General features: G+C 74.4%; 15 protein-coding genes. 3 read left to right on the top strand and 12 right to left on the bottom strand.

Annotated features, from left to right (window positions below; genetic code table 11):
* Positions 1-62: 62 nt before the first annotated feature.
* From ACF07N_RS14520 to ACF07N_RS14505, 4 genes are all read right to left on the bottom strand, one after another.
* Positions 63-1,709 carry a glycosyltransferase family 2 protein gene (locus ACF07N_RS14520; RefSeq protein ID WP_392112428.1) on the bottom strand — a complete coding sequence of 549 codons (1,647 nt, stop codon included), beginning with the start codon at positions 1,707-1,709 and terminating at the stop codon, positions 63-65.
* 14 nt (positions 1,710-1,723) lie between these two features.
* Positions 1,724-3,919 (bottom strand): CDP-glycerol glycerophosphotransferase family protein, encoded by a 2,196-nt coding sequence (locus ACF07N_RS14515; RefSeq protein ID WP_392112330.1) that lies wholly within the window; start codon positions 3,917-3,919, stop codon positions 1,724-1,726.
* 99 nt (positions 3,920-4,018) lie between these two features.
* Complete coding sequence (locus ACF07N_RS14510) at positions 4,019-4,837, bottom strand: ABC transporter ATP-binding protein (protein WP_392112328.1); 819 nt, start codon at positions 4,835-4,837, stop codon at positions 4,019-4,021.
* Positions 4,830-5,744: an ABC transporter permease gene (locus ACF07N_RS14505; protein WP_383335820.1), complete on the bottom strand. Its 915-nt coding sequence runs from the start codon at positions 5,742-5,744 to the stop codon at positions 4,830-4,832. The genes ACF07N_RS14510 and ACF07N_RS14505 overlap by 8 nt, the downstream gene beginning before the upstream one ends.
* A gap of 184 nt (positions 5,745-5,928) precedes the next feature.
* Between ACF07N_RS14505 and ACF07N_RS14500 the strand changes: the two genes are divergently transcribed.
* Complete coding sequence (locus tag ACF07N_RS14500; protein WP_383585316.1) at positions 5,929-6,555, top strand: TetR/AcrR family transcriptional regulator; 627 nt, start codon at positions 5,929-5,931, stop codon at positions 6,553-6,555.
* Positions 6,556-6,597: 42 nt separating this feature from the next.
* Here ACF07N_RS14500 and galE read toward each other — a convergent pair whose 3' ends face one another.
* The gene (gene galE, locus ACF07N_RS14495) at positions 6,598-7,578 is read right to left on the bottom strand and encodes a UDP-glucose 4-epimerase GalE (RefSeq protein WP_392112324.1); all 981 of its coding nucleotides are present in this window, start codon (positions 7,576-7,578) and stop codon (positions 6,598-6,600) included.
* Positions 7,579-7,657: 79 nt separating this feature from the next.
* Positions 7,658-9,298 (bottom strand): glycosyltransferase family 2 protein, encoded by a 1,641-nt coding sequence (locus tag ACF07N_RS14490; protein WP_392112321.1) that lies wholly within the window; start codon positions 9,296-9,298, stop codon positions 7,658-7,660.
* 157 nt (positions 9,299-9,455) lie between these two features.
* Here ACF07N_RS14490 and ACF07N_RS14485 point away from each other — a divergent pair, with 157 nt between their 5' ends.
* The gene (locus ACF07N_RS14485; RefSeq protein ID WP_392112425.1) at positions 9,456-10,994 is read left to right on the top strand and encodes a glycosyltransferase family 39 protein; all 1,539 of its coding nucleotides are present in this window, start codon (positions 9,456-9,458) and stop codon (positions 10,992-10,994) included.
* Here ACF07N_RS14485 and ACF07N_RS14480 read toward each other — a convergent pair.
* Entirely contained in the window at positions 10,924-11,412 is a 489-nt protein-coding gene (locus ACF07N_RS14480) for a MarR family winged helix-turn-helix transcriptional regulator (protein WP_383585322.1), read from the bottom strand. The genes ACF07N_RS14485 and ACF07N_RS14480 overlap by 71 nt on opposite strands.
* Before the next feature lie 122 nt (positions 11,413-11,534).
* Here ACF07N_RS14480 and ACF07N_RS14475 point away from each other — a divergent pair, with 122 nt between their 5' ends.
* Positions 11,535-11,948, top strand: coding sequence for an organic hydroperoxide resistance protein (locus ACF07N_RS14475; protein WP_383335826.1), 414 nt, complete (start codon positions 11,535-11,537; stop codon positions 11,946-11,948).
* A gap of 13 nt (positions 11,949-11,961) precedes the next feature.
* Here ACF07N_RS14475 and ACF07N_RS14470 read toward each other — a convergent pair whose 3' ends face one another.
* The 5 genes from ACF07N_RS14470 to ACF07N_RS14450 form a co-directional block, all read right to left on the bottom strand.
* Entirely contained in the window at positions 11,962-13,521 is a 1,560-nt protein-coding gene (locus ACF07N_RS14470) for a hypothetical protein (RefSeq protein ID WP_392112317.1), read from the bottom strand.
* A 109-nt stretch (positions 13,522-13,630) separates the two neighbouring features.
* The gene (locus ACF07N_RS14465) at positions 13,631-15,436 is read right to left on the bottom strand and encodes a hypothetical protein (protein WP_392112314.1); all 1,806 of its coding nucleotides are present in this window, start codon (positions 15,434-15,436) and stop codon (positions 13,631-13,633) included.
* Complete coding sequence (locus ACF07N_RS14460) at positions 15,433-17,673, bottom strand: CDP-glycerol glycerophosphotransferase family protein (protein WP_392112311.1); 2,241 nt, start codon at positions 17,671-17,673, stop codon at positions 15,433-15,435. Before ACF07N_RS14460 ends, ACF07N_RS14465 begins: the two co-directional genes overlap by 4 nt.
* 8 nt (positions 17,674-17,681) lie before the next feature.
* Positions 17,682-19,880: a CDP-glycerol glycerophosphotransferase family protein gene (locus tag ACF07N_RS14455; protein ID WP_392112308.1), complete on the bottom strand. Its 2,199-nt coding sequence runs from the start codon at positions 19,878-19,880 to the stop codon at positions 17,682-17,684.
* A 215-nt stretch (positions 19,881-20,095) separates the two neighbouring features.
* Positions 20,096-22,363, bottom strand: coding sequence for a CDP-glycerol glycerophosphotransferase family protein (locus ACF07N_RS14450; RefSeq protein WP_392112305.1), 2,268 nt, complete (start codon positions 22,361-22,363; stop codon positions 20,096-20,098).
* Between the last annotated feature and the right edge of the window lie 110 nt (positions 22,364-22,473).

Genomic DNA, 22,473 nt, shown 5'->3' with positions numbered 1-22,473 from the left:
ACGCCCCGGGCCGATCACGGCCCGGGGCGTTTCCCCCGGCAGGGCGCGGCCGCAGGTGACGCTCAGCGCAGGGCGCTCGCCACCAGCCGGGCCGCCCGCCGCACCTTCGGCCTGGCCAGCCGCCGTACCGCCGGGCGGATCACCCGTGCCGTCACTCCCACCGGTTCCCAGCGGACCTGGAGGCGGCCCGGTCCGTGGCCCTCCGGTTCCACCGTGAGCCGGTGGGACGGGATGCGGGTCGTCAGCGTCGGGAAGGTCAGGGGTGCCAGCAGCAGGCCGGTGTGGGACAGCCCCTGGTGCGTCAGCCGGAGCAGCGGGTGGCGGACGCCCGCGAAGCCCTGCAGGGGCAGGGACGCCGCCCCCAGGTCCAGATGGGCGTGGCCCTCGAACAGGCCCGGCCGCACGGGGGAGAGGCGGAAGGGGACGTGCAGGCGGCGGCCGCCGGGGGCGATGAGCAGTGTGGCGCGCTGGGGGCCGACCGGGAGGCGCCGGGCCGGGTCCCAGGTCCGGATCGCGAGGTCGACGGAGGCCCCGGGGCCCCGGGTGATCTCGGTGATCTCGTGGCGGAACTGGGCGCTGGGGAAGGGGCGGGTCTCCAGCTCCAGGTCGGTGATGTCGAGTTCGCGGCGGGCCCACGCGGAGGAGGGGATCCGGTCGCCCCAGTAGACGCGGCCGTCGCCGTCCGTCGTGACCTGACGGGGGGCGACGCCGTGGCCCAGGCCCCTGGACGCCAGGCGGGCGTCCGCCGTCCGCCGGTCGCGGATCAGCTGGACGACCACGCGCTCGGCCCGCGGCAGACGGGCGAACGCGCCCGGGGTGAGGGTGTCGAGGTAGGGGGTGACCAGGTCGGCGAAGGCCGTCAGCCAGGTGTCGTCCCGGTAGGGCAGGTCACCGGCGTACATGCGGAAGTCGTGCTTGAGGAACTTGTGGTCCTTGTCCTCGCGCAGCGACTCGTGGCCGCTCTCGGCGAGGAACGCGTCGATGAGCCGCTGGACGTGGATCCGGTCGCGGACGTTGGCGAGCTTGTGCCGCTGGTTGGATATCGAGGCCGCGTCGGAGGAGGCGTACGGGGCCACGTACCAGCGGTAGACCGGCTCCGGGATGATCGTGAAGGTCTTGGCCAGGCAGTACGCCTGGGCCGAGAACAGCTGGTCCTCGTAGTGGATGCCCTCGGGGAAGCGCAGACCGTGCCGGTCGAGGAAGGCGCGGGAGTACATCTTGCTCGTCGACAGGTGCTCGAAGAGCAGGCGCGGGTCGGACTCGATGCCGTCGAGGGTGCGGCGCTCGGCGACCAGGTGCGGCATCCACGTCGAGCGGCGGCCGTTGTCCACGCGGATGCGCTGCACCGCCCCCATGGCGAAGTCGAGCTCGCGTTCGCGGTGCGCGGCGAGCAGCAGGGCTACGGCGTCCTCGGGGAGTTCGTCGTCGCTGTCGAGGAACATCAGGAAGGGGGCGCGGGCGATCTCCAGGGCGCGGTTGCGCGGGGCGCTGCAGCCGCCGCTGTTGCGCTCCAGGCGCAGGTGGCGGATGCGGGGGTCCTCGGCGGCCAGACGCTGGGCCACCGCGGGGGTGGCGTCCGTGGAGTGGTCGTCGCTGATGATGATCTCGACGTTGCCGTGGGTCTGGCGGCGGACCGACTCGACCGCGCGGGGGAGGCGTCCGGCGTCGTTGTAGACGATGACCGTCACGGTGACATCGGGGGTGCTCATGACACCGGGGGTGCTCATGCGGTCGCCTCCTGCGGGGTGGGGGCCGGGGTGCGCTCCTCGATCGGCAGCACCGGCGGCAGGTCGTCCTCGTCCTGGCCGAGGAAGACCCGGCGTACGACGCGTTCGGCGGCGCGCCCGTCGTCGTACTCGCAGAACCGGCGGCGGAAGGCGGCGCGGGTCTTGGCCGCGCTCTCGTCGCGCCAGGCCTCGGTGGTGAGGATCTCGGTCAGCTCCCGCTGGGTGCGGGCGACCGGGCCGGGCGCCTCGGCCATCAGGTCGAAGTAGACGCCCCGGGTCGTGCGGTAGGTCTCCCAGTCGTCGGCGTAGATCACGATCGGCCGGTCGAGGTTGGCGTAGTCGAACATGATCGAGGAGTAGTCCGTGACCAGGGCGTCCGCCGCCAGGCACAGCTCCTCGACCGGGTCGTAGGAGGAGACGTCGATGATGCGGCCGGTGCGGCGCAGGTTGGTCAGCGGGGAGGCGGCACCGCCGTAGAAGTAGTGGCCGCGCACGAGGAGGACCGTTTCCTCGCCCAGGCGGTCGGCGAGGGCGGCGAGGTCCAGGCGCGGGGTCCAGCCGGCCTCGTAGTCGCGGTGGGTGGGGGCGTACAGGACCGCTCGGTGGCCGCGGGCGATGCCGAGGCGGTCGCGGACCGCGCGGATCTCGGCGGCGCCGGCGCTGTAGTAGACGTCGTTGCGCGGATAGCCGTGGTCCAGGGAGACATAGCGCGAGGGGTAGGCGCGCTCCCACATGCGGGTGGTGTGGCTGTTGGCGGAGACGCTGAAGTCCCACTTGTCGATGCGCTCCAGCAGCGCCCGGAAGTCCAGGCCCTGCGCGGCGGCGGGGTACGCCATCTGGTCCAGGCCCATGCGCTTCAGGGGCGTGCCGTGGTGGGTCTGGACGTGGATCGCGTCGGGCCGCTTGACCACCGCGTTGGGAAAGTTGACGTTGTTGACCAGGTATCTGGCGGTGGCCAGCACCTCCCAGTAGCGGCGGGTGCCGGGCACGACGTGGTCGGTGCCGGGCGGCAGCAGGGCCGCGTTCTCCGCGCTCACCACCCACACCGGGTGGATCTGCGGGGCGAGCGTGGCGAGCTTCGCGGCGATCGCGGCCGGATTGCAGGCGACCCCGCGGTTCCAGTACGCCGAGAACACCGCCAGGTGCGGGTTGACCGGGCGGCCCAGCGCCCTGCGGTACTGGTGGTCGCGGAGCCTGGCACCCACCTGGCGCCTGCGGGTGCGCACGGCCGACCTGGCGGTGCGGCGGGCTCGGTTGGCGGCCTGGAACGCCCGGTACCTGGTGTACGCGCCCTCCAGCAGCAGGGAGTGGCGGACGCCTTCGAGGCCGGCCGGGGACCGATGGCCCTCGGGGCGGCGGCGCAGCGCGGCCACGGAAGCCCGGCGGAAGAACTCCCGCGCGACCTCCTCGGGCATGCCGCCGCGGGCGAAGGTGCGCAGGCAGTCGCGGACCATGACGTCGTAGAGCACGGTGTGGGCGGCCCGGCGGTCGCGGGTGAGGTCCAGGAGGGACTCGTAGCGCGCGACGAGGCCGTAGCGCTGCTCGGGCGTGACCGGGGGGAGGCTCGCGGCGCGCAGCCGGCGGTCCTCGTACGCGGCGTGCGGCAGGCAGGCGATGCGGTCGGCGAGCAGCAGGGCGGCCAGGGCGGCGTACGGCTCGTCGTCGGTGGCGAACCGGTGTTCGTGCGCCCGCCAGAACTCCGCGCGCAGGACCCGGGTGCCGAGCAGCGGGGTCAGCCGCAGCAGCGGCGAGCAGTCGTCCAGGGCGACGTCCGCCCGGCCCGCCCGGGCGAGCAGGGAGCCGTCGGGGGAGGGCATGCCGGTGCTCCGCCAGGTGCTGCGGACGTGGTCCAGCAGCAGCACGTCCACCTCCGGGGGCAGCTCGGCCACCCGCTCGGCGACCAGGCGCGGGGCGCCGGCGGGCAGGCCGTCCTTGGCGTGCACGAAGTGCAGCCAGCGCCCGGAGGCCCGCGCCGCGCCCGCCGCCCGGGCCGCGGCGTCGCCCGTGCCGTCCGGCAGCGGCAGCACCTGCACGTCCGGGGCGTGCCGCTCGGCCGTCTCCCGGGCCCAGTCGCCGACCGCGGCCACGATCAGCTCCGCGTCGGGGAGCGGGTGGGCGGCGAGGGAGTCAAGGAGTTCCGTCAGATGGCCCTGCACGTTCGGCCCGTGGACGATGACGCTCAGCTCGGCCATCACGGGACCCCTTCTCGAGGCTGCACCTACGCGGTCATGCTGCCATCAATGCGACAAAAGGGCCGATCGAGTGGGCCTCACGAGGGAACCGGCCGCGCCTCACGCGGACGCCTTGGCCTTCGGCTTCGGTGCCTTCTCCCCCGTGAACGCCTCGTACTCCTTCAGCACGTCCTCCGTCGGCCCGTCCATGCGCAGTTCCCCGCGCTCCAGCCACAGCACGCGGTCGCAGGTGTCGCGGATGGACTTGTTGTTGTGGCTGACCAGGAACACCGTGCCCGCGTGCTTGCGCAGCTCGCGGATGCGCGCCTCGGAGCGCTTCTGGAAGGACCGGTCGCCGGTGGCCAGGGCCTCGTCGATGAGCAGCACGTCGTGGTCCTTGGCGGCGGCGATGGAGAACCGCAGCCGCGCGGCCATGCCGGAGGAGTACGTCCGCATCGGCAGCGTGATGAAGTCGCCCTTCTCGTTGATGCCCGAGAAGTCGACGATCTCCTGGTAGCGGTCGCGGATCTGCTCGCGGGACATGCCCATGGCCAGGCCGCCGAGGTGGACGTTGCGCTCGCCGGTCAGGTCGTTCATCAGGGCGGCGTTGACGCCGAGCAGGGAGGGCTGGCCGTCGGTGTAGATGTGCCCGTTCTCCACGGGGAGCAGCCCGGCGACGGCCTTGAGCAGCGTGGACTTGCCCGAGCCGTTGGTGCCGATCAGGCCGATCGCCTCGCCCCGGTAGGCCACGAAGGACACGTTCTTCACGGCGTGCACCCGGCGCACGCCCGCCGCCTTCTCCGTCTGCTCGCGGCGCAGGATGCGGTTGAGGGCGGCGGTGGCGGAGCCGCGTCCCGCGCCGGTGCCGTTGACGCGGTAGACGATGTCGACGCCGTCGGCGACGACGGTGGGGATCTTCTCGCTCGGGTGCTCAGCCACGGCCGTAGGTCTCCTCAGCCTTCCAGAAGTAGATGAACCCGCCGATCCCGGCGAGCAGCGCCCAGCCGGTGGCGATCGCCCACACGTGGGCGGGGAGCCGGTCCGCGTGGAAGCTGTCGATCAGGGCGAAGCGCATCAGGTCGATGTAGATGGCGGCCGGGTTCGTCTCCAGCAGGAGGGTCACCACGCGCGGCAGGCTGTCCTTGTCCGCCAGCTGGTCGATGCTCCACATGACGCCCGAGACGTACATCCAGGTGCGCAGGACGAACGGCATCAGCTGGGCGATGTCGGGGGTCCGGGCGCCCATGCGGGCCATGACCATGGAGACGCCCGCGTTGAACGTGAACTGCAGGAACAGCGCCGGCACCGCCAGCAGCCAGGACACCCCGACCGGCACGCCGAAGCAGAGCAGGATGACGGCGAGGGCGGCCATCGAGAACAGCAGCTGCTGCAACTGCTGGAGGCAGAACGACAGCGGCAGCGCGGCGCGCGGGAAGTGCAGGGCCCGCACCAGGCCGAGGTTGCCGGAGATGGCGCGGGTGCCCGCCATGATCGAGCTCTGCGTGAACGTCCAGACGAACACGCCCGTGACCAGGAACGGGACGTAGTCCGGCACACCGTGCTTGGTGCCGAGCAGCACGCCGAAGATGAAGTAGTAGACCGCCGCGTTCAGCAGCGGTGTCATCACCTGCCAGAGCTGGCCGAGCTTCGCCTGGCTGTACTGGGCGGTGAGCTTGGCGGTGGCGAACGCGGTGATGAAGTGCCGGCGGGCCCACAGCTGCCGCACGTACTCGGGCAGGGAGGGGCGGGCGCCGCTGACCGACAGGCCGTGGCGGGCGGCGAGGGCCGCGAGGTCGGCGTCGGCCGGGGCCGGTGTCCGGGGCGGTGTGTGGAGGACCTGACTCACATCCGCTGCTTTCGCTCGGGGGGAGGGGTGGGAGCTGAGGTGGCGCAGGGCCGGAAGAGGTGGGTTTTACCGGGACCTGGGCGACTCTTTACGTCGGGACGGGACCGTATCGTCGCAACGCGAGCGTAATCCGTTCGAGCGTCGCGACGCAACCGTTTCGTCGTGGCGCCCTATGCTGTCCGGCATGACGACGAAGCCGGAGGAGCCCCAGCCGTCCCCGCGCCGCCGGGCCCCCGCGGGCGCTGCCGTCCTGCGGCAGGACGTGACGGAAGCCATCCGGGCGGCCGTGTTCGAGGAGCTCGCGGCCGTCGGCTACGCGCGGATGTCCATCGAGGGGATCGCGCGCCGCGCGGGGGTCGGGAAGACGGCGGTCTACCGCCGCTGGCGCTCCAAGCTGCACCTGGTGCTGGACATCGTCTCGGCGCTCGCCGTGCAGGGCCTGCCCGCGCCGGACACCGGCTCCCTGGAGGGCGACCTGCGGCTGCTGTACGAGGTGACCTCCCGCGCCCTGCGCCACCCCGTCGCCTCGCAGATCATCCCCGACCTCCAGGCGGAGGCCGCCCGCAACGCCGAGATCGCCGAGGCCCTGCGGAAGGCCCTGCGCGAGGGCCAGGACGGGGTCGCCACCGGCATCGTCACGGCGGCGCAGCGGCGCGGGGAGCTGAGCGAGGGCCTCGACCACGACCTGGCGCTCGACCTGATCTCGGGCCCGCTGTACTGGCGCTCGGTGGTGATCCGCAGCCCGAAGCCGCCCAAGGGCTACCTGGGCTCGCTGGCGACGGCGACGGCGGCGGCGCTGCGCGCGTTGTGAACGGCCCGCCCCCCTCCGGGCGGCCTGCCCGGGCGGGGCGGATCAGCGCCGCGCGGCCTCGGGGTGCAGCCGCAGCCACCCCTGCCACGCCGACGCGATCATGTCCTGGACGTCGTGCCGGGCCTTCCAGCCCAGTTCGGCGGCGGCCCGGTCCGCGGAGGCGACGACCCGGGCCGGGTCGCCCGGACGGCGGGGCGTCACCTCCGGCGGCAGGTCGTAGCCGGTGACCGCCTTGATGCGGTCGATCATCTCGCGCACGGAGACGCCCTCGCCCCGGCCGATGTTCACGGTGAGATCGCGGCCGGGGGAGGAGCGCAGCACCCGGGCCGCGGCGACATGGGCCTCGGCCAGGTCGACGACGTGGATGTAGTCCCGTACGCAGGTGCCGTCCGGGGTCGGGTAGTCGTCGCCGAAGACGCGCGGCGGCGCGTTGTCCGTGAGCTTCTCGAAGACCATCGGCACGAGGTTGAAGACGCCCGTGTCCGCCAGCTCCGGGCTCGCCGCGCCCGCCACGTTGAAGTAGCGCAGGCAGGCGGTCGCCAGCCCGGTCGCCCGTCCCGTGGCGCGCACCAGCCACTCACCGGCCAGCTTGGTCTCGCCGTACGGCGACATCGGCGCGCAGGGCGTCTCCTCGGTGACCAGGTCCACGTCCGGCATGCCGTAGACCGCCGCCGAGGAGGAGAACACGAACGACGGCACCCGCGCGGCCGTCACCGCGTCCAGCAGGATCCGCAGGCCCTCGACGTTCTCCCGGTAGTAGCGCAGCGGCTGCTCGACGGACTCGCCCACCTGCTTCTTCGCCGCGAGGTGCACGACGCCGGTGACCTCGTGGTCCGCGAGGGCGCGCGCGAGCCGCTCACCGTCCAGGACCGAGCCCACCACGAGCGGCACGCCGTCGGGCACGCGCTCGGCGATGCCGGTGGACAGGTCGTCGTACACCACCGCCCGCTCTCCCGCCGCGGTCATCGCCCGTACGACATGTGCGCCGATGTAGCCGGCGCCGCCGGTGATCAACCAGGTCATGTGCGGCCGTCCCCTCGTCAGTTGGCCCGTGGTGGTGTGCGTGGCGCTGGTCCGTCGTGGCCGGTGCGTCGTGGTGTTCTCAGTGAAGCAGGCGGCGCAGCCTCCGGCGTACGACGGCGAGCACACCGCGTACGCCCGGTGCCACCCGCAGCGCCAGCGCGCCGGAGTGCGTGGTGTACGGCTGTACGAGTACCACGCCGCGCCGGGCACTCGGGACGGCGCGGCGGCGCAGCAGACCGGCGCCCGTCAGCGCGTGCGCCGTGACCTCGCGGCTCCCGCCGTCACGGAAGCGGAGACGCAGGCGCAGGTCCCAGGTGCCCGCGCCGAGCGCGGCCAGGGCCGGCAGGCCGACGGCGACCTCGGCCGACCAGGTGGCGGAGGTTCCGGCCGGGCGGGCCTCGGCCCCGTCACCCGGCGTGAGCGGCACGGTCCCGCCCGGGACGACCACACCCCCGTCGTCCCGGTGCCACCACTCCACCTCCACCGCCTCCGGTCCGGCCTGCGCCACGCGCCCGTACAGCTCGTGCAGCCGCAGCCGCAGCCGGGTGCCCCGGACGCGGGGCCGCAGCGCGGCGTCGGCCGCGAGGGGAAGCGCCCGCACCGGAGCGCTCAGCAGGCCTTCGAGGGAGACCTGGGGCAGGTCGCCGGACCAGACGGGCGTGCCGTCGGCGGCCCGGGCGTACGGCGGGCAGAGCCGGGCCGGGCGGGCCGCCAGCTCCCGCAGCCGGGGCAGGTCGCGCGGCTCCGGGGCGGCCAGCACGACCCGCCCGGCCAGCCGGCCCGGAGCGACCGGGCCGCGGGCCCAGTCGTCGGCGTCGTACTCCGCGAGATGCGCCCGCGTGAGCTCCCACCACGCGCGCTGGTAGGAGGCGTCCCGCAACCCGAGTTCGCGCAGGTACATCCGCAGGTCGTGATCGAGGAACTTGGCGCGTACCGCCCGCGCGAGGTCCTTCTGCCCGGCGCCCAGCAGGACCTCGTACGCCTGCCGGCAGGCCTCCGTGCGGGCGCGCCAGTTGTCGACGCCGGCCCGGTCCAGTGAGATGGACAGCCGCTCGGCGGACCGCCGCACGTGCCAGACGTACACCCGGTCCGGCACCAGGGCGATCCGCGGGGCGGCGGCCAGGACGCGCGCGGTGAAGACGACGTCCTCGTAGGGGAAGCGGCCCTCGGGGAAGCGGATGCGGTGCGCGCGCAGGAAGCCGGTCCGGTAGAGCTTGTTGACGCAGAGCGTGTCGTGGACCAGGCGGGGCCTGCCCACGGGCCGCGGCACCACGGCGTGGTGGGCGTAGAGGCCCGCCTGCCAGGGGACCTCGCGGCCCGAGGGCAGTTCCCTGCGCACGCACAGGCCGCCCACCACCTCGGCGTGGGTCCCCTCCGCCGCTTCGAGCAGCGCGTCGACGGCGCCGGGCGGCAGGACGTCGTCGCTGTCCAGGAACATCACCCAGGGCGAGGCGACCGCGTCGAGCCCGGTGTTGCGCGGGGTGCCGCAGCCGCCGCTGTTGGCCCGCCGGCGGATCACCCGCAGCCGGGGCTCCGACGCGGCGAGCCGGTCGAGCAGATCCGCGCTGCCGTCCGTCGAGCAGTCGTCGACGGCGACGACCTCCCGCACGGCAGGACCCTGGTCGAGTGCCGAGCGCACGGCGTCCGTCACATGGGCGGCGTCGTCGTAGCCGATGACCACGACGGCGACGCCGTTCCCGTCGTTCCTCAGGGCATCCATCACTGCGGATCGTAAGCCGGGCGAATGACATGAAAGTGATAACACACCACCAAACCCAGCGAAACGGTCCCAAGCGGCACAGAATCGGGCCGTGACGATCGGACAGGCGAGGGGGAGCGGCCGGTTCGGGACACACGCGCTGCCCGTGGCGGTCCCCATGGCGGTCATGCTCGGGATCGGGCTGTGGGGCCTGGACCGCGGCGGCATGTGGGGCGACGAGAGCGTCACCTTCCAGGTCGCGCAGCGCACGGTTCCGCAGATCTGGCGGCTGGTGCACGACGTGGACGCGGTGCACGGCCTGTACTACCTGGTCATGCACGCCGTCCTCGCCGTCCGCCCGGACGAGGTCGTGCTGCGCCTGCCGTCCGTGGCCGCGGCGACGGCCACCGCCGGCCTGGTCGCGGCCCTGGGCGCCCGGCTGGCCGGTCCGCGGGTCGGCCTGTCGGCCGGTCTCCTCTACGCGATCACGCCGATGACCGGTCACTACGCCCAGGAAGGACGGTCGTACGCGCTCGTCGCGGCGGGCGTGACGGCGGCGACGCTGCTGCTGGTGCGGGCCGTGGACGCGGGCGACGCCCGGGTGTGGTGGCCGTACGGCGCGGTCCTCGCCGTGACGTGCCTGCTGCACGAGTTCGCCGTGCTGGTGCTCTGCGCGCACGCCCTGACCCTGGCCCTGGGGCGGGTCCCCCGCGCGGTGTGGTGGGGCTGGAGCCGCGCGGCGGGCGCCGTGGTGGTGCTCCTGCTGCCGCTGGTGTGGGTCTCGCAGGGGCAGTCGGGGCAGGTCGCCTGGCTGGTGACGCCCGGCTGGGACCGGGTGGCGCGGCTGGCCCGGAACGTCCTGCCCGGCCCGGACGGGGCGGTCTTCTGGGGGGCGCTGCTGCTGATGGCCGTCGGGCTTCGGGCGCGGCGCACGGCGGCGGTCGCGCTGCCGCTGCTGGTGGTGCCGCCGGGCCTGCTGCTGACCGCCTCCCAGGTCCGGCCGCTGTACCACGACCGGTACGTGCTGTACGCCCTGGCGGGCGCGTCCCTGCTGGTCGCGGCCGGGGCCGCGCGGGTGGCCGGGGCGCTCGGGCGGCTGCGGTTCGACGGGCGGCGCGTGCGGATCCGCGGCCGGCAGGTGCGCGCCCTGGTGGGATCCGCCGGCGTCCTCGCGCTGATCGCCGCCTTCCTGCACCAGGTGCCGGTGTACCGCCAGGACCGCTCGGCGGCGCACCGCCCGGACAACCTGGCCGTGGTCTCCGCGCTCGCCGTCCGTCAGATGCGCCCCGGCGACCCGGTGCTGTTCGTGCCGTCGGTCGGCAGGCTCGCCGCGCTGGCCTACCCGAGGGGGTTCGCGCGGGTGCGGGACATCGCGCTGCGGGAGTCGGCGCCCCGGTCCGGGACGCTGTGGGGGCGGGAGGCGACGCCCCGCCAACTGCGGCAGCGGCTCGCCTCGGTGGACCGCGTCTGGCTGGTCGCCGAACGGTACGCGCTGGACCCGGGCTGGTCGCCGGCCGACCCCGTGGAGCGCACCAAGCTGGCCGTACTCGCGCGGGAGTTCACCGTCCGGGAGGAGCACGTCCGGGGCGACGTGGTGCTGCGCCTGCACGTGCGGCGGTGGTCCGCCGAGGTGCCGCCCGGCGTCGCTACGACCGCCCGGCTGCCGGTGAGCCGCCCGGCGACTCGGCGAGCGCGGCCCCGTCCAGCGCCGTGGTGAGTTCGTCGAGGCGGGCGCGCAGTTCGCGGATCCCGGCGGCGTCGAAGCCCGTCGAGGCGGCGATCCGGCGTGGCACCTCCAGGGCCCGCCCCCGCAGCGCGGTGCCCTCCTCGGTGAGCCGCACCTGCACCGACCGCTCGTCGAGCGCGCTGCGCTCCCGGCGCACGAGACCGGCCGCCTCCAGCCGCTTGAGCAGCGGCGACAGCGTGCCGGAGTCCAGCCGCAGATGCTCCCCGAGCTTCTTCACGGGCAGCTCGCCGTGCTCCCACAGCACCAGCATCACCAGGTACTGCGGGTAGGTGAGCCCCAGGTCCTTCAGGATCACGCGGTAGACGCCGTTGAAGGCGCGGGAGGCCGCGTGCAGGGAGAAACAGATCTGCTGGTCCAGGCGGAGCCAGTCGTCGTCCTGCGTGTTCATGCCTCCAGGGTAGCTCGCGCCCTCCATTTAATTGTGCACAATTCAATTGTGTGCTCTAATTCTTGGTGTCGGGCGGCCCGGAAGCGGACCGCCGAACCATGACGTGAGAGGGAAGGTCTTCCATGGACGCGCTCTACACCGCTGTCGCCACCGCCACCCACGGCCGTGACGGGCGGGCCGTCAGCTCCGACGGCGTGCTGGACCTCGCCCTGGGCGTGCCCCAGGCGATGGGCGGCAACGGCCAGGGCACCAACCCCGAGCAGCTCTTCGCCGCCGGCTACGCCGCCTGCTTCGGCAGCGCCCTCGGCCTGGTCGGCCGCCAGGCCAAGGTCGACGTCAGCGACGCCGCCGTGACCGCGGAGGTCTCGATAGGCAAGCAGGGCGAGGGCTTCGGGCTCGCCGTCACCCTCCGGGTGGAGCTCCCCGACAGCGTGGACGAGGCGACCGGCCGCAAGCTGGTCGACCAGGCCCACCAGGTCTGCCCCTACTCCAACGCCACCCGCGGCAACATCGACGTCGACCTCGTCATCGAGTAGGACCCGCCGCGCGTCACGGTCCGACCCGCGCCAGGACCTCCCCCGTCCGTCCGCTCCACGCCACCACCACGGCCTCCTCGGGCACCGGGTGCCAGCGCGTCAGCAGCAGCCAGCGCACGTGGTAGCGGCGGACGACGGCGGCCCGCCCGGCGCGGGTCGAGCCGTCCGCGAGGTAGGCGCGCACGTCGGCCGCGCGGCGCTTGCGCTCCGCCTCGTCCAGCGCCGGGTCCGGCCAGATGGGCGCGGCCAGGTTCGGCCCGTGGCCGGCGAGGGCGTGACTCGCGAAGTACCCGTCGGTGATCACCACCTCGCCCCGCCCGATGTGCCGCGCCGCCCACGCGTACGACGGCCAGCGCGTCGGCTGCGCGAAGCCCACCGGATCGACCGAGCGCGGCACGACCGCCCCGGCGTGCACGGTGAGGAACCCGGCGCACACCCCGGCCGCCGCCGCCCCGCCCAGCACCCTGCGGGCCCGCCCCCAGGGCCGGGCCGCGGCCAGCTCCACCGCCAGCGCGAACTGCGGCGGCACCAGCACGGCCCACAGGGCGCGGGCGTACGTGTAGTGCCCGCTCACCCAGCCGTACGCCACCAGCAGGCACTCCAGCGCGAACATCCACACCAGCGGGTCACGCGCCGAGCGCCGCGCCCGCAGCCACAGCGCGGGCAGGCCGAGCAGCGCCAGCCAGGAGTTGGCGAGCATCCGCTCGTACAGCTGCCGGTGCATCGCGTCCATGCCGGTGTCGCCCACCAGATCCAGCACGTCGTAGTACGGCCACGCCAGGGCGAGGGCCGCGCAGACCCCGGCGGTCAGCGCCCAGCGCGCCGCGACCGGCCGGCGCCAGCCGCGCTGCCGGGACGCCACGATCGCCACCGCCCCGGTGAGCGCCGACGCGGCCGTGACCGGGTGCGTCAGCAGGATCAGCGCGTACAGGGCGCCGATCCCGGCGTACCCCCACCAGCCGCCGAGCCCGCTCGGGCCGACGAACCGGACGGCCGGGGCGTCCTCCCGGGCCCGGGTGCCCGTCCAGGCCCACGCCCAGAACGTCAGGCCGATGGCCAGCGCGGACGGATAGCCCAGGTTCGTCGTCATCGACATCAGCCCGAGGTAGCCGCTCCACAGGATCCGCGTGGTGCCCCACAGCAGCGTCATGAACAGCAGCGCCAGCACCGGCGCCCACGGCCGGGCGGTCAGGCTCCGCACGAAACGGCCGAGCCCGGCGAGCAGGACCAGCAGGTGGACCGGCCCGGCGAGCTTCACGACCGCCCAGCCGGACAGCCCCGTCAGCCGCGCCAGCACGCCCTGTGCGACGGCGTACGGGCCGTAGTAGGGGCTGCCCTCGCCGGGCAGGTCCGCCATGGTGTGGGCGGGGTGCAGCAGGTCGTCCCTGAGGCGCTCGATCACCGCCGCGTGCTGCCCGGCGTCGCAGCACAGCGGCACCCGCCAGTACGCCAGCGTCATCACCAGCCAGAACAGGGCGCCGTAGAACTGGTACGGGGTGGGGCGTCCCGCCCGGCCGCCGCGCAGTGCCGTCGCGCCGCGCACGGCCCGCCGGACGAGGACCGGGGCGCTCACAGGAGAGGGGGAAGGGTCTGGGGCATGCGCCGAATGTTCCCGGGCCCACGCCCGCCCTGACCCCGCGTCACTTCATCGGGTGAGGCGGCTACGCCCACCTGCCGTCAGCTCAGTCGCACAGCGTCTTCTCCGCCGTCGCGGGCCAGCGGGCGAACCGGAACCGTGTCCGCTCGAAGGCCCCGGTGAGGTTCTGCCAGAACCGCTCGGCGGTGAGGGGCGCCCGCACCGAGTCCGTCAGTTCGGCGAGCCGCCCGCAGCCCAGCGCGGCCCGGGCCGCCTCGACCGTCTCCCGGGTGGCCCCGGCCCGCAGCAGGTCGCGACGGGGCGGCTCCGGCACCGCCCACTCGGCGAAGACCCAGTGGTTGCGCAGGAACTTCTCGTGCCCCGGCCAGCTCCACCGCTCCAGCGCGAGGTGCGCGCCGATCGGACTGGCCAGCCCCCACGCGTCGTTGACATACGCGTCGAGCGGCGCCGCCGCCCCCGTGACGCCGAGATGACGCCCCACGATCACCACGCGGTACGGGGAGTCCGCGCGCATCGGCGTGGCGTGCAGGCGCCGCCCGCCGTCGAAGTACAGCAGCGTCGGCCGGGGCGCGCGGGCGGCCTCGGCCAGCATGCGGCGGCCCTCCGGCAGCGCGGGCCAGTTCGCCACCCAGGTGGCGGTGCGGACCGGGTTGTGGTCGCCGAGGCCCTCCACGTCGGAGCTGCGCACGTTGAACGAGCCGGGCGTGCTGCGCACGTCGAACGGCGCCCGCAGCGGACTGACCGCCGCGCACAGCCACACCGCCAGCAGGGCGCTCGCCGCGCCCGTGACCCGGTTCGCCGGCACCACCAGAACCGGCAGGAGAAGCAGCAGCAGCGCGGGCAGGATCATGCGGGCGTGCATGTAGTCACCGCCCACGCGGACGACGTACCCGGCCAGCAGCGCACCGGCAGCGAACGGCGCCAGCAGCACCGCGAGCGGGACGCGGCCCGGTGCCCGCTCCGCCCGCTGCCGCCGGGCGCGCCGCACCAGCAGCCCGGCCAGCACGGCCAGCACGGGCACGACCGGCCACAGCCAGTACGGCCCCAGCGTCTCCTGCACGTACCCGGCGCCCCGGCCCCAGTCGCTGGCGCCCGCCTCCTTGGCGATGGCCGGCAGCGGCACCAGGATCCCGTAGTACCCGGCCCGGAACACCTCGTACGCCAGCGGCACCGCGCCCGCCGACGCCAGCAGCGCCGCCACGCCGCGCCGGGACGGCCGCAGCACCCACCACTGCGCCGCCAGGAAGCACGCCGTGACCACCGCCAGATCCGGCCGGACCAGCGGCCCAAGGCCGAACACGAACGCCGCGAGACACGTCTCCCGGGCCTCCTGCCCCCGGCGCACCCGCGTGAGCAGCCACCACGACAGACCGGTCCAGCAGGCGCCGAGCCCGCTCTCCAGCCCGGAGGTCATGTACGACCAGAACGGCGGCACGGCCAGCAGCACGAACACCCCGGCCGGGAGCAGCAGCCCCGCGCCCCGGTGCAGCCGGCAGGTCGCCCACAGGGCCAGCGCGAACCCGGCCGTGCTCAGCAGCAGGCCGAGGCCCACCGCGAGGAACGCCGGGTCCTCGCCGGTGACCCAGGTGGCCAGCGCGAGCAGCCACTGCCACAGGGTGCCGGTCGAGCTCTCGGCCCGCTCCCCGACGTTGAACACGGGCCCGTGGCCCGCCAGGATCTGCCGGACCGGGCGCAGGTAGATCAGCCCGTCGTCGCAGATCCAGCGGCGCCGGTAGCCCAGCACGAACAGGGCCGCGGTGGGCACGGCGACCAGGGCCGCGTGCCACCGGTGCACCCGCCCCAGCCGTACGGCGGCGGCCGGCGGCCGGGACGGGACGGCCCGCTGGCCGGGCAGGGAGGGGACGGCTTCCGGAGTGGTGGGTGTCGTCATCTGTCGATCAGCGCCTCGGGGCGGGCGGGAACGCCCTCGGTCCGGCGGGCCGCGGGCAGCAGCGCGCCGCCCCGCTCGCCCAGCATCAGCAGGCGGACGACCCGCTCGGCGGCCCGCCCGTCCTCGAACTCGCAGTACCGCTCGCGGAAGCCGGCACGCAGCCGCGCCGCCTCCTCGTCCTGCCAGGTGCCGGACGCGAACAGCCAGGCCAGCTCACGGTAGGAGCGCGACACATGGCCCGGCGCGTCCGCCGTGATGTCGAAGTACGCGCCCCGGCTGGCCGCGAACGCGCCCCAGTCGTCCGCGTGCACCACGATCGGCCGGTCCAGCAGGACGTAGTCGAACATCAGGGCGGAGTAGTCGGTGACCAGGGCGTCCGCGGCGAGCAGCAGGTCCTCGACGTGCGGCTCGTCCGTCGCGTCCACCAGCACGCCCCGCCGGTGCAGGTCGGACAGGCCCAGACCGCGCGCCACACCCCCGGCCAGCGACGGGTGCAGCCGCACGACCAGGGTGTGCCCGGGGCCCAGGTCCGCCGCGAACCGCGCGAGGTCGAACCGGTCGACGTGGCCGCCCTTGCGGTAGTCGCGGCGGGTCGGCGCGTACAGCACCACCGTGTGGTCCGCGGGGACGCCGAGCCGCTCGCGCACCGCCCGGCCCCGCTCCGGACCGGCCCCGAGCAGCACGTCGTTGCGCGGGCTGCCGGTGCGCAGCGAGGTGAAGTGACACGGGTACGCCCGCTCCCAGGCCCGTTCCGCGTGCCGCCCGGCGACCAGGCTGTAGTCCCAGCGGTCGGCCCGGCGCAGCATCTGCGGCACGTCGAAACCGTGCCGGGCACCCGGCTTGGTCAGCAGGTCGGCGCCCATGAACTTCAGCGGGGTGCCCTGGTGGGTGTGGATGTGGACGCTGCCGGGCCGCTTGGCGAGGGTGCCGGGCCAGTTGACGTTGTTCACCCAGTACGTGGCCCGCGCCATGACCTCGTGATAGCGCCGCGAGCCCGGCGTCACGTGCTCGATGCCGGGCGGCAGCGTGTCCACCGCGTCCTCCCGCACCACCCACACGCCCCGGATGTGCGGGGCGATCTCGCGGGCCTTGGCGTGGATCGCGGCCGGGTCGCCGGACACCCCGCGGTGGTGGGTCGCCGCGTAGACGGCCAGGTGCGGGTCGAGCGGGCGCTTCGACTGGAGCCCGTACCAGCCGCGCAGGGCGGTCTCCGACGCCTTCCGCGCCACCCGCCGCCGCCCGCCCAGGGCGCTCGCGCGCAGGTCCCGCAGACCGCGCGCCGCCGCGTACGCCGGGTAGGGCGCCGCCGCCAGCAGCCGCGTCTCCACCCCGCGCCAGCCGTCCGGCTCGGGGAAGCCGCCCTCGGGAAGGTGACGGCGGTGGAAGGAGCGGATCTCGCGGTAGAAGTCACCCCGGTCCGCGGGCCGCACCCGGTCCTCGCGGGCCAGCACGAACAGCATGTGGTCCAGGGCCCGCTCCAGCAGCAGCGGCCGTGCCCAGCCGAGGTCGGGGCGCTGCTCCAGGAACGCGAACAGGCCCTCGTACTGCGCGAAGATCTCGAAGTGCCGACGCCCCGGAGTCTTGGTGATGGCGCCCTGCCTGCGCTGCCGGTACTCCACGCCGATCCGGTCCAGGCAGGCGATGCGCTCCGCCAGCACCATCGACCGGTAGGTGACCGGCGCGTCCTCGTACAGGCCCGGCGCGTACTCCAGGCCGTGCCCCTGGAAGAAGGAGCGCCGGTACGCCTTGTTCCAGGCCACCAGGAACAGCTTCAGGTACTGCGGGCTCTCCCGGACGGTGAAGGTGTCCAGGCCCGCGGCGGCCAGCAGGTCCGCCGCCTCGCTGCGCCCGCCCCGGCCCCACCAGTGGGTGCGCACATGGTCGAAGACCAGGATGTCGGGCTCGCCGGTCGCCTCCAGCCGCGCGGCGACGGCCGCCAGCAGGCCCGGCGTGTAGTGGTCGTCGCTGTCCAGGAACAGGACGTAGTCGCCGGCCGCCTCGGCGAGACCGGCGTTGCGGGCCCGGCCCAGACCCACGTTCTCCGGCAGGTGCAGCACCCGCACCCGGTCGTCGCGGGCGGCGTACTCGTCGAGGATCGCGCCGCTGCCGTCCGGCGAGCGGTCGTCCACGGCGATCACCTCGAAGTCGCCGTGGGACTGGCCGAGCACCGAGTCGAGACACTCGCGCAGGAAGCCCTGCACGTTGTAGACGGGGACGATGATGCTGAAGCGGGGCACTTCTTCGGTCAGCTCCTCGAGAGGGTGGCGGCGGGGGCGGGGACGCGCTCGGCGAGCGGCAGCACGGGCGGGACCGACTCGGGCGGCTCGCCCAGCAGCACCCGGCGCACCACCCGCTCGGCGGCCCGCCCGTCGTCGAACTGGCAGAACCGCTCCCGGAACGCGGCCCGCAGCGCCGTGGCCGTCGCGTCGGCCCAGCCGCCGTCGCGGAAGACGGCCGCCAGCTCCTCCGGGGTCCGGGCGACCCGGCCCGGCGGGAACTCCATCAGGTCGAAGTAGACACCCCGGGTCTCCCGGTAGACGTCCCAGTCGTCGGCGTACACGACGATCGGCCGGTCCAGGTTGGCGTAGTCGAACATGATCGACGAGTAGTCGGTGATCAGCGCGTCCGCCGCCAGGCACACGTCCTCCGAGGAGCGGTGCCCGGTGACGTCGATGATCCGGCCGCCGCCCCGGGAGGCGCCCCGGTCGTAGAAGTAGTGGGCGCGCAGCAGCACGACGTACTCGTCGCCGATCGCCTCGCAGAACTCGGCGAGGTCCAGGCCCGTCGCGAAGCCGGTGGCGTAGTCGCGGTGGGTGGGGGCGTACAGCAGGGCCTTCTTGCCGTCCGGGACGCCCAGTTCCTTGCGGACGCGGGCGACGTCCTCGCCGGAGGCCGTGCAGTAGACGTCGTTGCGCGGATAGCCGTACTCCAGCGTCTCGTGCGAGCTGGGGAAGGCCCGCTCCCACATCTCGGTGGAGTGACGGTTGGAGGTGAGGTTGTAGTCCCAGCGGTCCACCCGGGCCAGCAGCTTGGCGAAACTGCCGGTCGCCGCCGCCACCACCGGGTATGCCGACTGGTCCGCGCCCATCGTCTTCAGCGGTGTGCCGTGCTGGGTCTGCAGGTGCACGCTGCCCGGCCGCTTGACCACCGCGTCCGCGAAGTTGGCGTTGTTGACCAGGTACTTCGCGCGGGCCAGCACGTCCCAGTACCTCCGGCTGCCGATCACCGCGTACTCCACGTCCGGCGGCATGCTCCCCACCGCGTCCGGCTCCACCAGGAACACCGCCCGCAGGTGCGGGGCGAGTTCGCGGGCCTTGGCGTGGATCGCCGCCGGGTTGCAGGCGTAGCCGCGGCCCCAGTACGCGCAGTACACGACCAGGTTCTCGTCGAGCGGGAGGCGCAGCCGGGCCGCGTACCGCAGCCGGGTGCGCAGCCCGCGCGGGCGGGGGAGCAGCGCGGCGGCCGCCGCGGCCCTCCGGTTCGCGGCGCGCAGCGCGCGGAACGCCCCGTACGAGCCGGACGCCAGCAGCCGGTGCTGCACGCCGAGGCTGCCGCCGGGCGCCCGGTACCCGGCGGGGCGGTGCTCCCGGTACAGCGCGCCGGCCCGCCGGAAGAACGCGCGCCGCCCGGCCGGCAGCCGCCGCGGGTGCGCGGCCGTCTTCAGCACGGCGGCGAACAGCTGCTCGAACAGCGGTCCCAGCCGCTCCGCGGGCAGCCCCTGCTCCGCCGCCGCGGTCAGCACCAGCTCGGTCTGGTCGAGCAGCTCGGCGTGGTGCCCGCCGGGCAGGTTCAGCCGGTTGCCCTGCCGGCGCACCAGATGCCGGACCACGACCGACCGCAGGACCGCCGCCCGCTCCGCCCGCAGGGCGGCCAGACCGCCGAACCCCACGTCCGTGAAGTGGTCGCCGGGGAAGACCAGGTCCCCTTCGGTCAGGAAGGCCCGGCGGTAGGCCGCGCTCCACGCCGGGAGCGCCACGCCGGTCAGCCGCGGGGCCTCACCGGGGGAGAAGGCCCCCTTCGGCGTCCCGGCCAGCAGGGGCGCGGCCGGGTTGCTCGGCTCGCCCTCCCACCAGGGGGTGCGCTCGTGCTCGAAGTACAGCACGTCCACGTCGCCCGTCTCGCCCAGCCGGGCGTCCAGCGCCGCCAGCGCCCCCGGCGCCAGCACGTCGTCGCCGTCGAGGAACAGCACATGGCCGCCGACCGCCGCCCGCAGCCCGGTGTTGCGCGCCCCGGCCAGACCGGCCGACGGCGGCGAGTGCACCGGCGTCACCCGCGAGTCCCGCTCGGCGTACCCGGCGACGACGTCCGCCGCCGGCGCGTCGGGCGCGTCGCACACCGGGATCAGCTCGAAGTCGCCGAACGACTGGGCGAGGATCGAGTCCAGCGCCAGGGACAGCCGGCCCGTGACGCCATGGGACGGGACGACGATGCTGAAGCGGGGCATTCTGCTCTTTCTGTCGAGACTGCTGCTGTTCGGGACTGCTGTCGGGGACGGTCGCTGCCGCGGGCTGTGCCGCCGCCGGGGACGCAGGGGACCGCGGGCCGCCTCAGGCCACGCGCGGGCGGCCCGGGCGGCCGGACGGGCGCCAGGAGGACGGCCGGCTGGGCGTCGGCCGCGACGGGCTGGAGGGCATGGGACTCCCGGGGTGAGAGGCGTGGTCAGAGGCGGTCGGTGACGGCGGCCGGGTGCGGGCCGGCCGGATGCGGCACCGTGGCGAGCGGCTCACGGGCCAGCGCGGACGCCGCCGACGGCACCGGGCTGCGCTCGCCGAGCGGCACCACCGGCGGCAGCTCCGTCTCCCCGAGGACGACCCTGCGCACCACCCGCTCGGCGGCCCGCCCGTCGTCGTAGGCGCAGAACCGCTCGCGGAACGCCGCGCGCAGCTGCGCCGAGCGGGAGCCGCGCCAGTGGCCGGTGGCGAAGATGTCGATCAGCTCGTCCTCGCCGCGCGCGATCGCGCCGGGCGGGAAGGCACGCAGGTCGAAGTAGGTGCCGCGGGCCGCCTCGTACGCCTCCCAGTCGTCCGTGTGGATCACGATCGGCCGGTCCAGGTTGGCGTAGTCGAACATCAGCGACGAGTAGTCGGTGACCAGGGCGTCGGAGGCCAGGCAGAGCGACTGGACGTTCGGATGGTCGCTGACGTCGACGACCCGGCCGCAGGTCGTGGTCAGCGGGGTGCCGTAGGCGTGGTGGCCGCGGGCCAGGACGACGAAGCGCGGGCCCAGCCGGCGCGCGATCCGCTGCAGGTCCAGGCTGCGGTACGGCGAGCGGCGGTAGTCGCGGTGGGCCGGCGCGTACAGGATCGCCACCGTGCCCTCCGGGATGCCGAGCGAGGCGCGCAGCCGGGTCACGTCCGCCGGGGTGGCGGTCCGGAACACGTCGTTGCGGGGGCAGCCGTACTCCAGCGTGGTGTAGCGGCCGGGGTGGACGCGCTCGTGGGTCAGGGTGGTGTGGCGGTTGGCCGACAGCACGTAGTCCCACTGGTCGACGCCGCGGAGCAGCCGGGCGAAGTCCCGGCCCCGGGCGGCCGCCGGGCGCTCCTGGAGGTCCAGGCCGATGTGGCCCAGCGGGGTGCCCTGCCCGGTCTGGATCAGCACCTGGCCCCGGCGCTTGGCCAGGCCGGGGTCGAAGTCGGTGTTGCTGACCAGGTACCGGGAGCGGGCCAGCGCCGTCCAGTAGGCGGCCGTGCCGGGGACGAGGCGGCGCGGGCCCGGCGGGATCGTGTGGTGGTGCTCGGGGCGGGCGACCCACGCCGTGCGCACGTGCGGCGCGAGGTCGCGGAACGCCGCCTCCAGCGCGCCCGGGCTGCAGCTGTGGCCGCGGCCGTCGTAGGCGGCGAAGACGGCCCGGTCGGCGCGCAGCGGCAGGCAGCGCTGCATCCGGTAGTGGGAGCGCAGGGCGGCCGCGCGCAGGCCCCGCAGCACCTTCCCGGTGCTCCTGGACAGGCCGCGGTGCAGGGCCGACGCCAGCTGCAGGGTCCGGTAGGTGCGGTGCAGTCCGAAGCGGATCAGGGTGTGGTGCACCCGGGCGCGCAGCGGGACGGGGGCGCCGGGGGTGCGGTAGCGGCGGTAGTGGGCGCGGGCCCGGCGCAGGAAGGCGGCGCGCGAGCCCTTGGGCAGCCGGTCCCGCCGGGAGTACACGATCGCCAGGTGGTGGACCATGCGGCGGAACAACACCGCCCGCCACTGCGCCAGTTCCGGCCGCTCGTCCAGGAAGGCGAACACCCGGTCGTACTGCTCGAAGACGTCGAAGTGCCGTTCGCTGGTGGTGCGCAGGATGCTGCCGAGGCGCCGCTGCCGGTAGTGCACGCAGACCCGGTCCAACGTCGCGATCGACTCCGCGGTCATCAGCACCGGGTACGTCCACGGCGTGTCCTCGTACAGGCCGGGCGGGAAGGCGAAGCCCTCCTTCTCGACGAACTCCCGCCGGTAGGCCTTGTTCCAGGCGACCATCAGCAGCCGCAGCAGGCCCGGCCGGTCCTCCAGGCGGAACGGAGCCGGGCCCTGCTCGGTCAGCTGCAGGGCCGCCTGGTTGCGGACCGCCTCGCCCGTCCAGTAGGTGCGCGCGTAGTCGAAGACCAGGACGTCCGGATCGCCCGTCTCCTTCAGCCGGTCGGCGACGGCGCGCAGCGCGTCGGGCGTCAGGGTGTCGTCGCTGTCGAGGAACAGCAGGTAGTCACCGCTCGCGCGGGCCACGCCCGCGTTTCTCGCACGGCCCAGGCCGACGTTCTCCGGCAGGTGGACGGGGAGCACACGCGCGTCGCGGGCGGCGAACTCGTCGATGATCGCGCCGCACGCGTCCGGCGAGCAGTCGTCGACGACGATGAGTTCCAGATCGGGACAGGACTGGGAGAGCACCGATTCGAGGCACTCGTGCAGGTACGCCTGAACCTGGTACGCGGGGACAATGACACTGAACCTGGGCAAGAGGCCATCCATCGGTCGGCGCGGGCGTTCGGCCCGGGAACGGCCGGTGGGGCCTGTTGGTTACGGTGGCTACGGCATCCGGGGGAACGCCGGAGGGGCGGACCGCGCCC

The sequence above is a fragment of the Streptomyces sp. NPDC015242 genome, assembly GCF_043079125.1.
GTDB lineage: Bacteria > Actinomycetota > Actinomycetes > Streptomycetales > Streptomycetaceae > Streptomyces.
The sequence above is the reverse complement of the archived record's forward strand: the minus strand, read 5'-3'. Positions and strand labels throughout refer to the sequence as shown.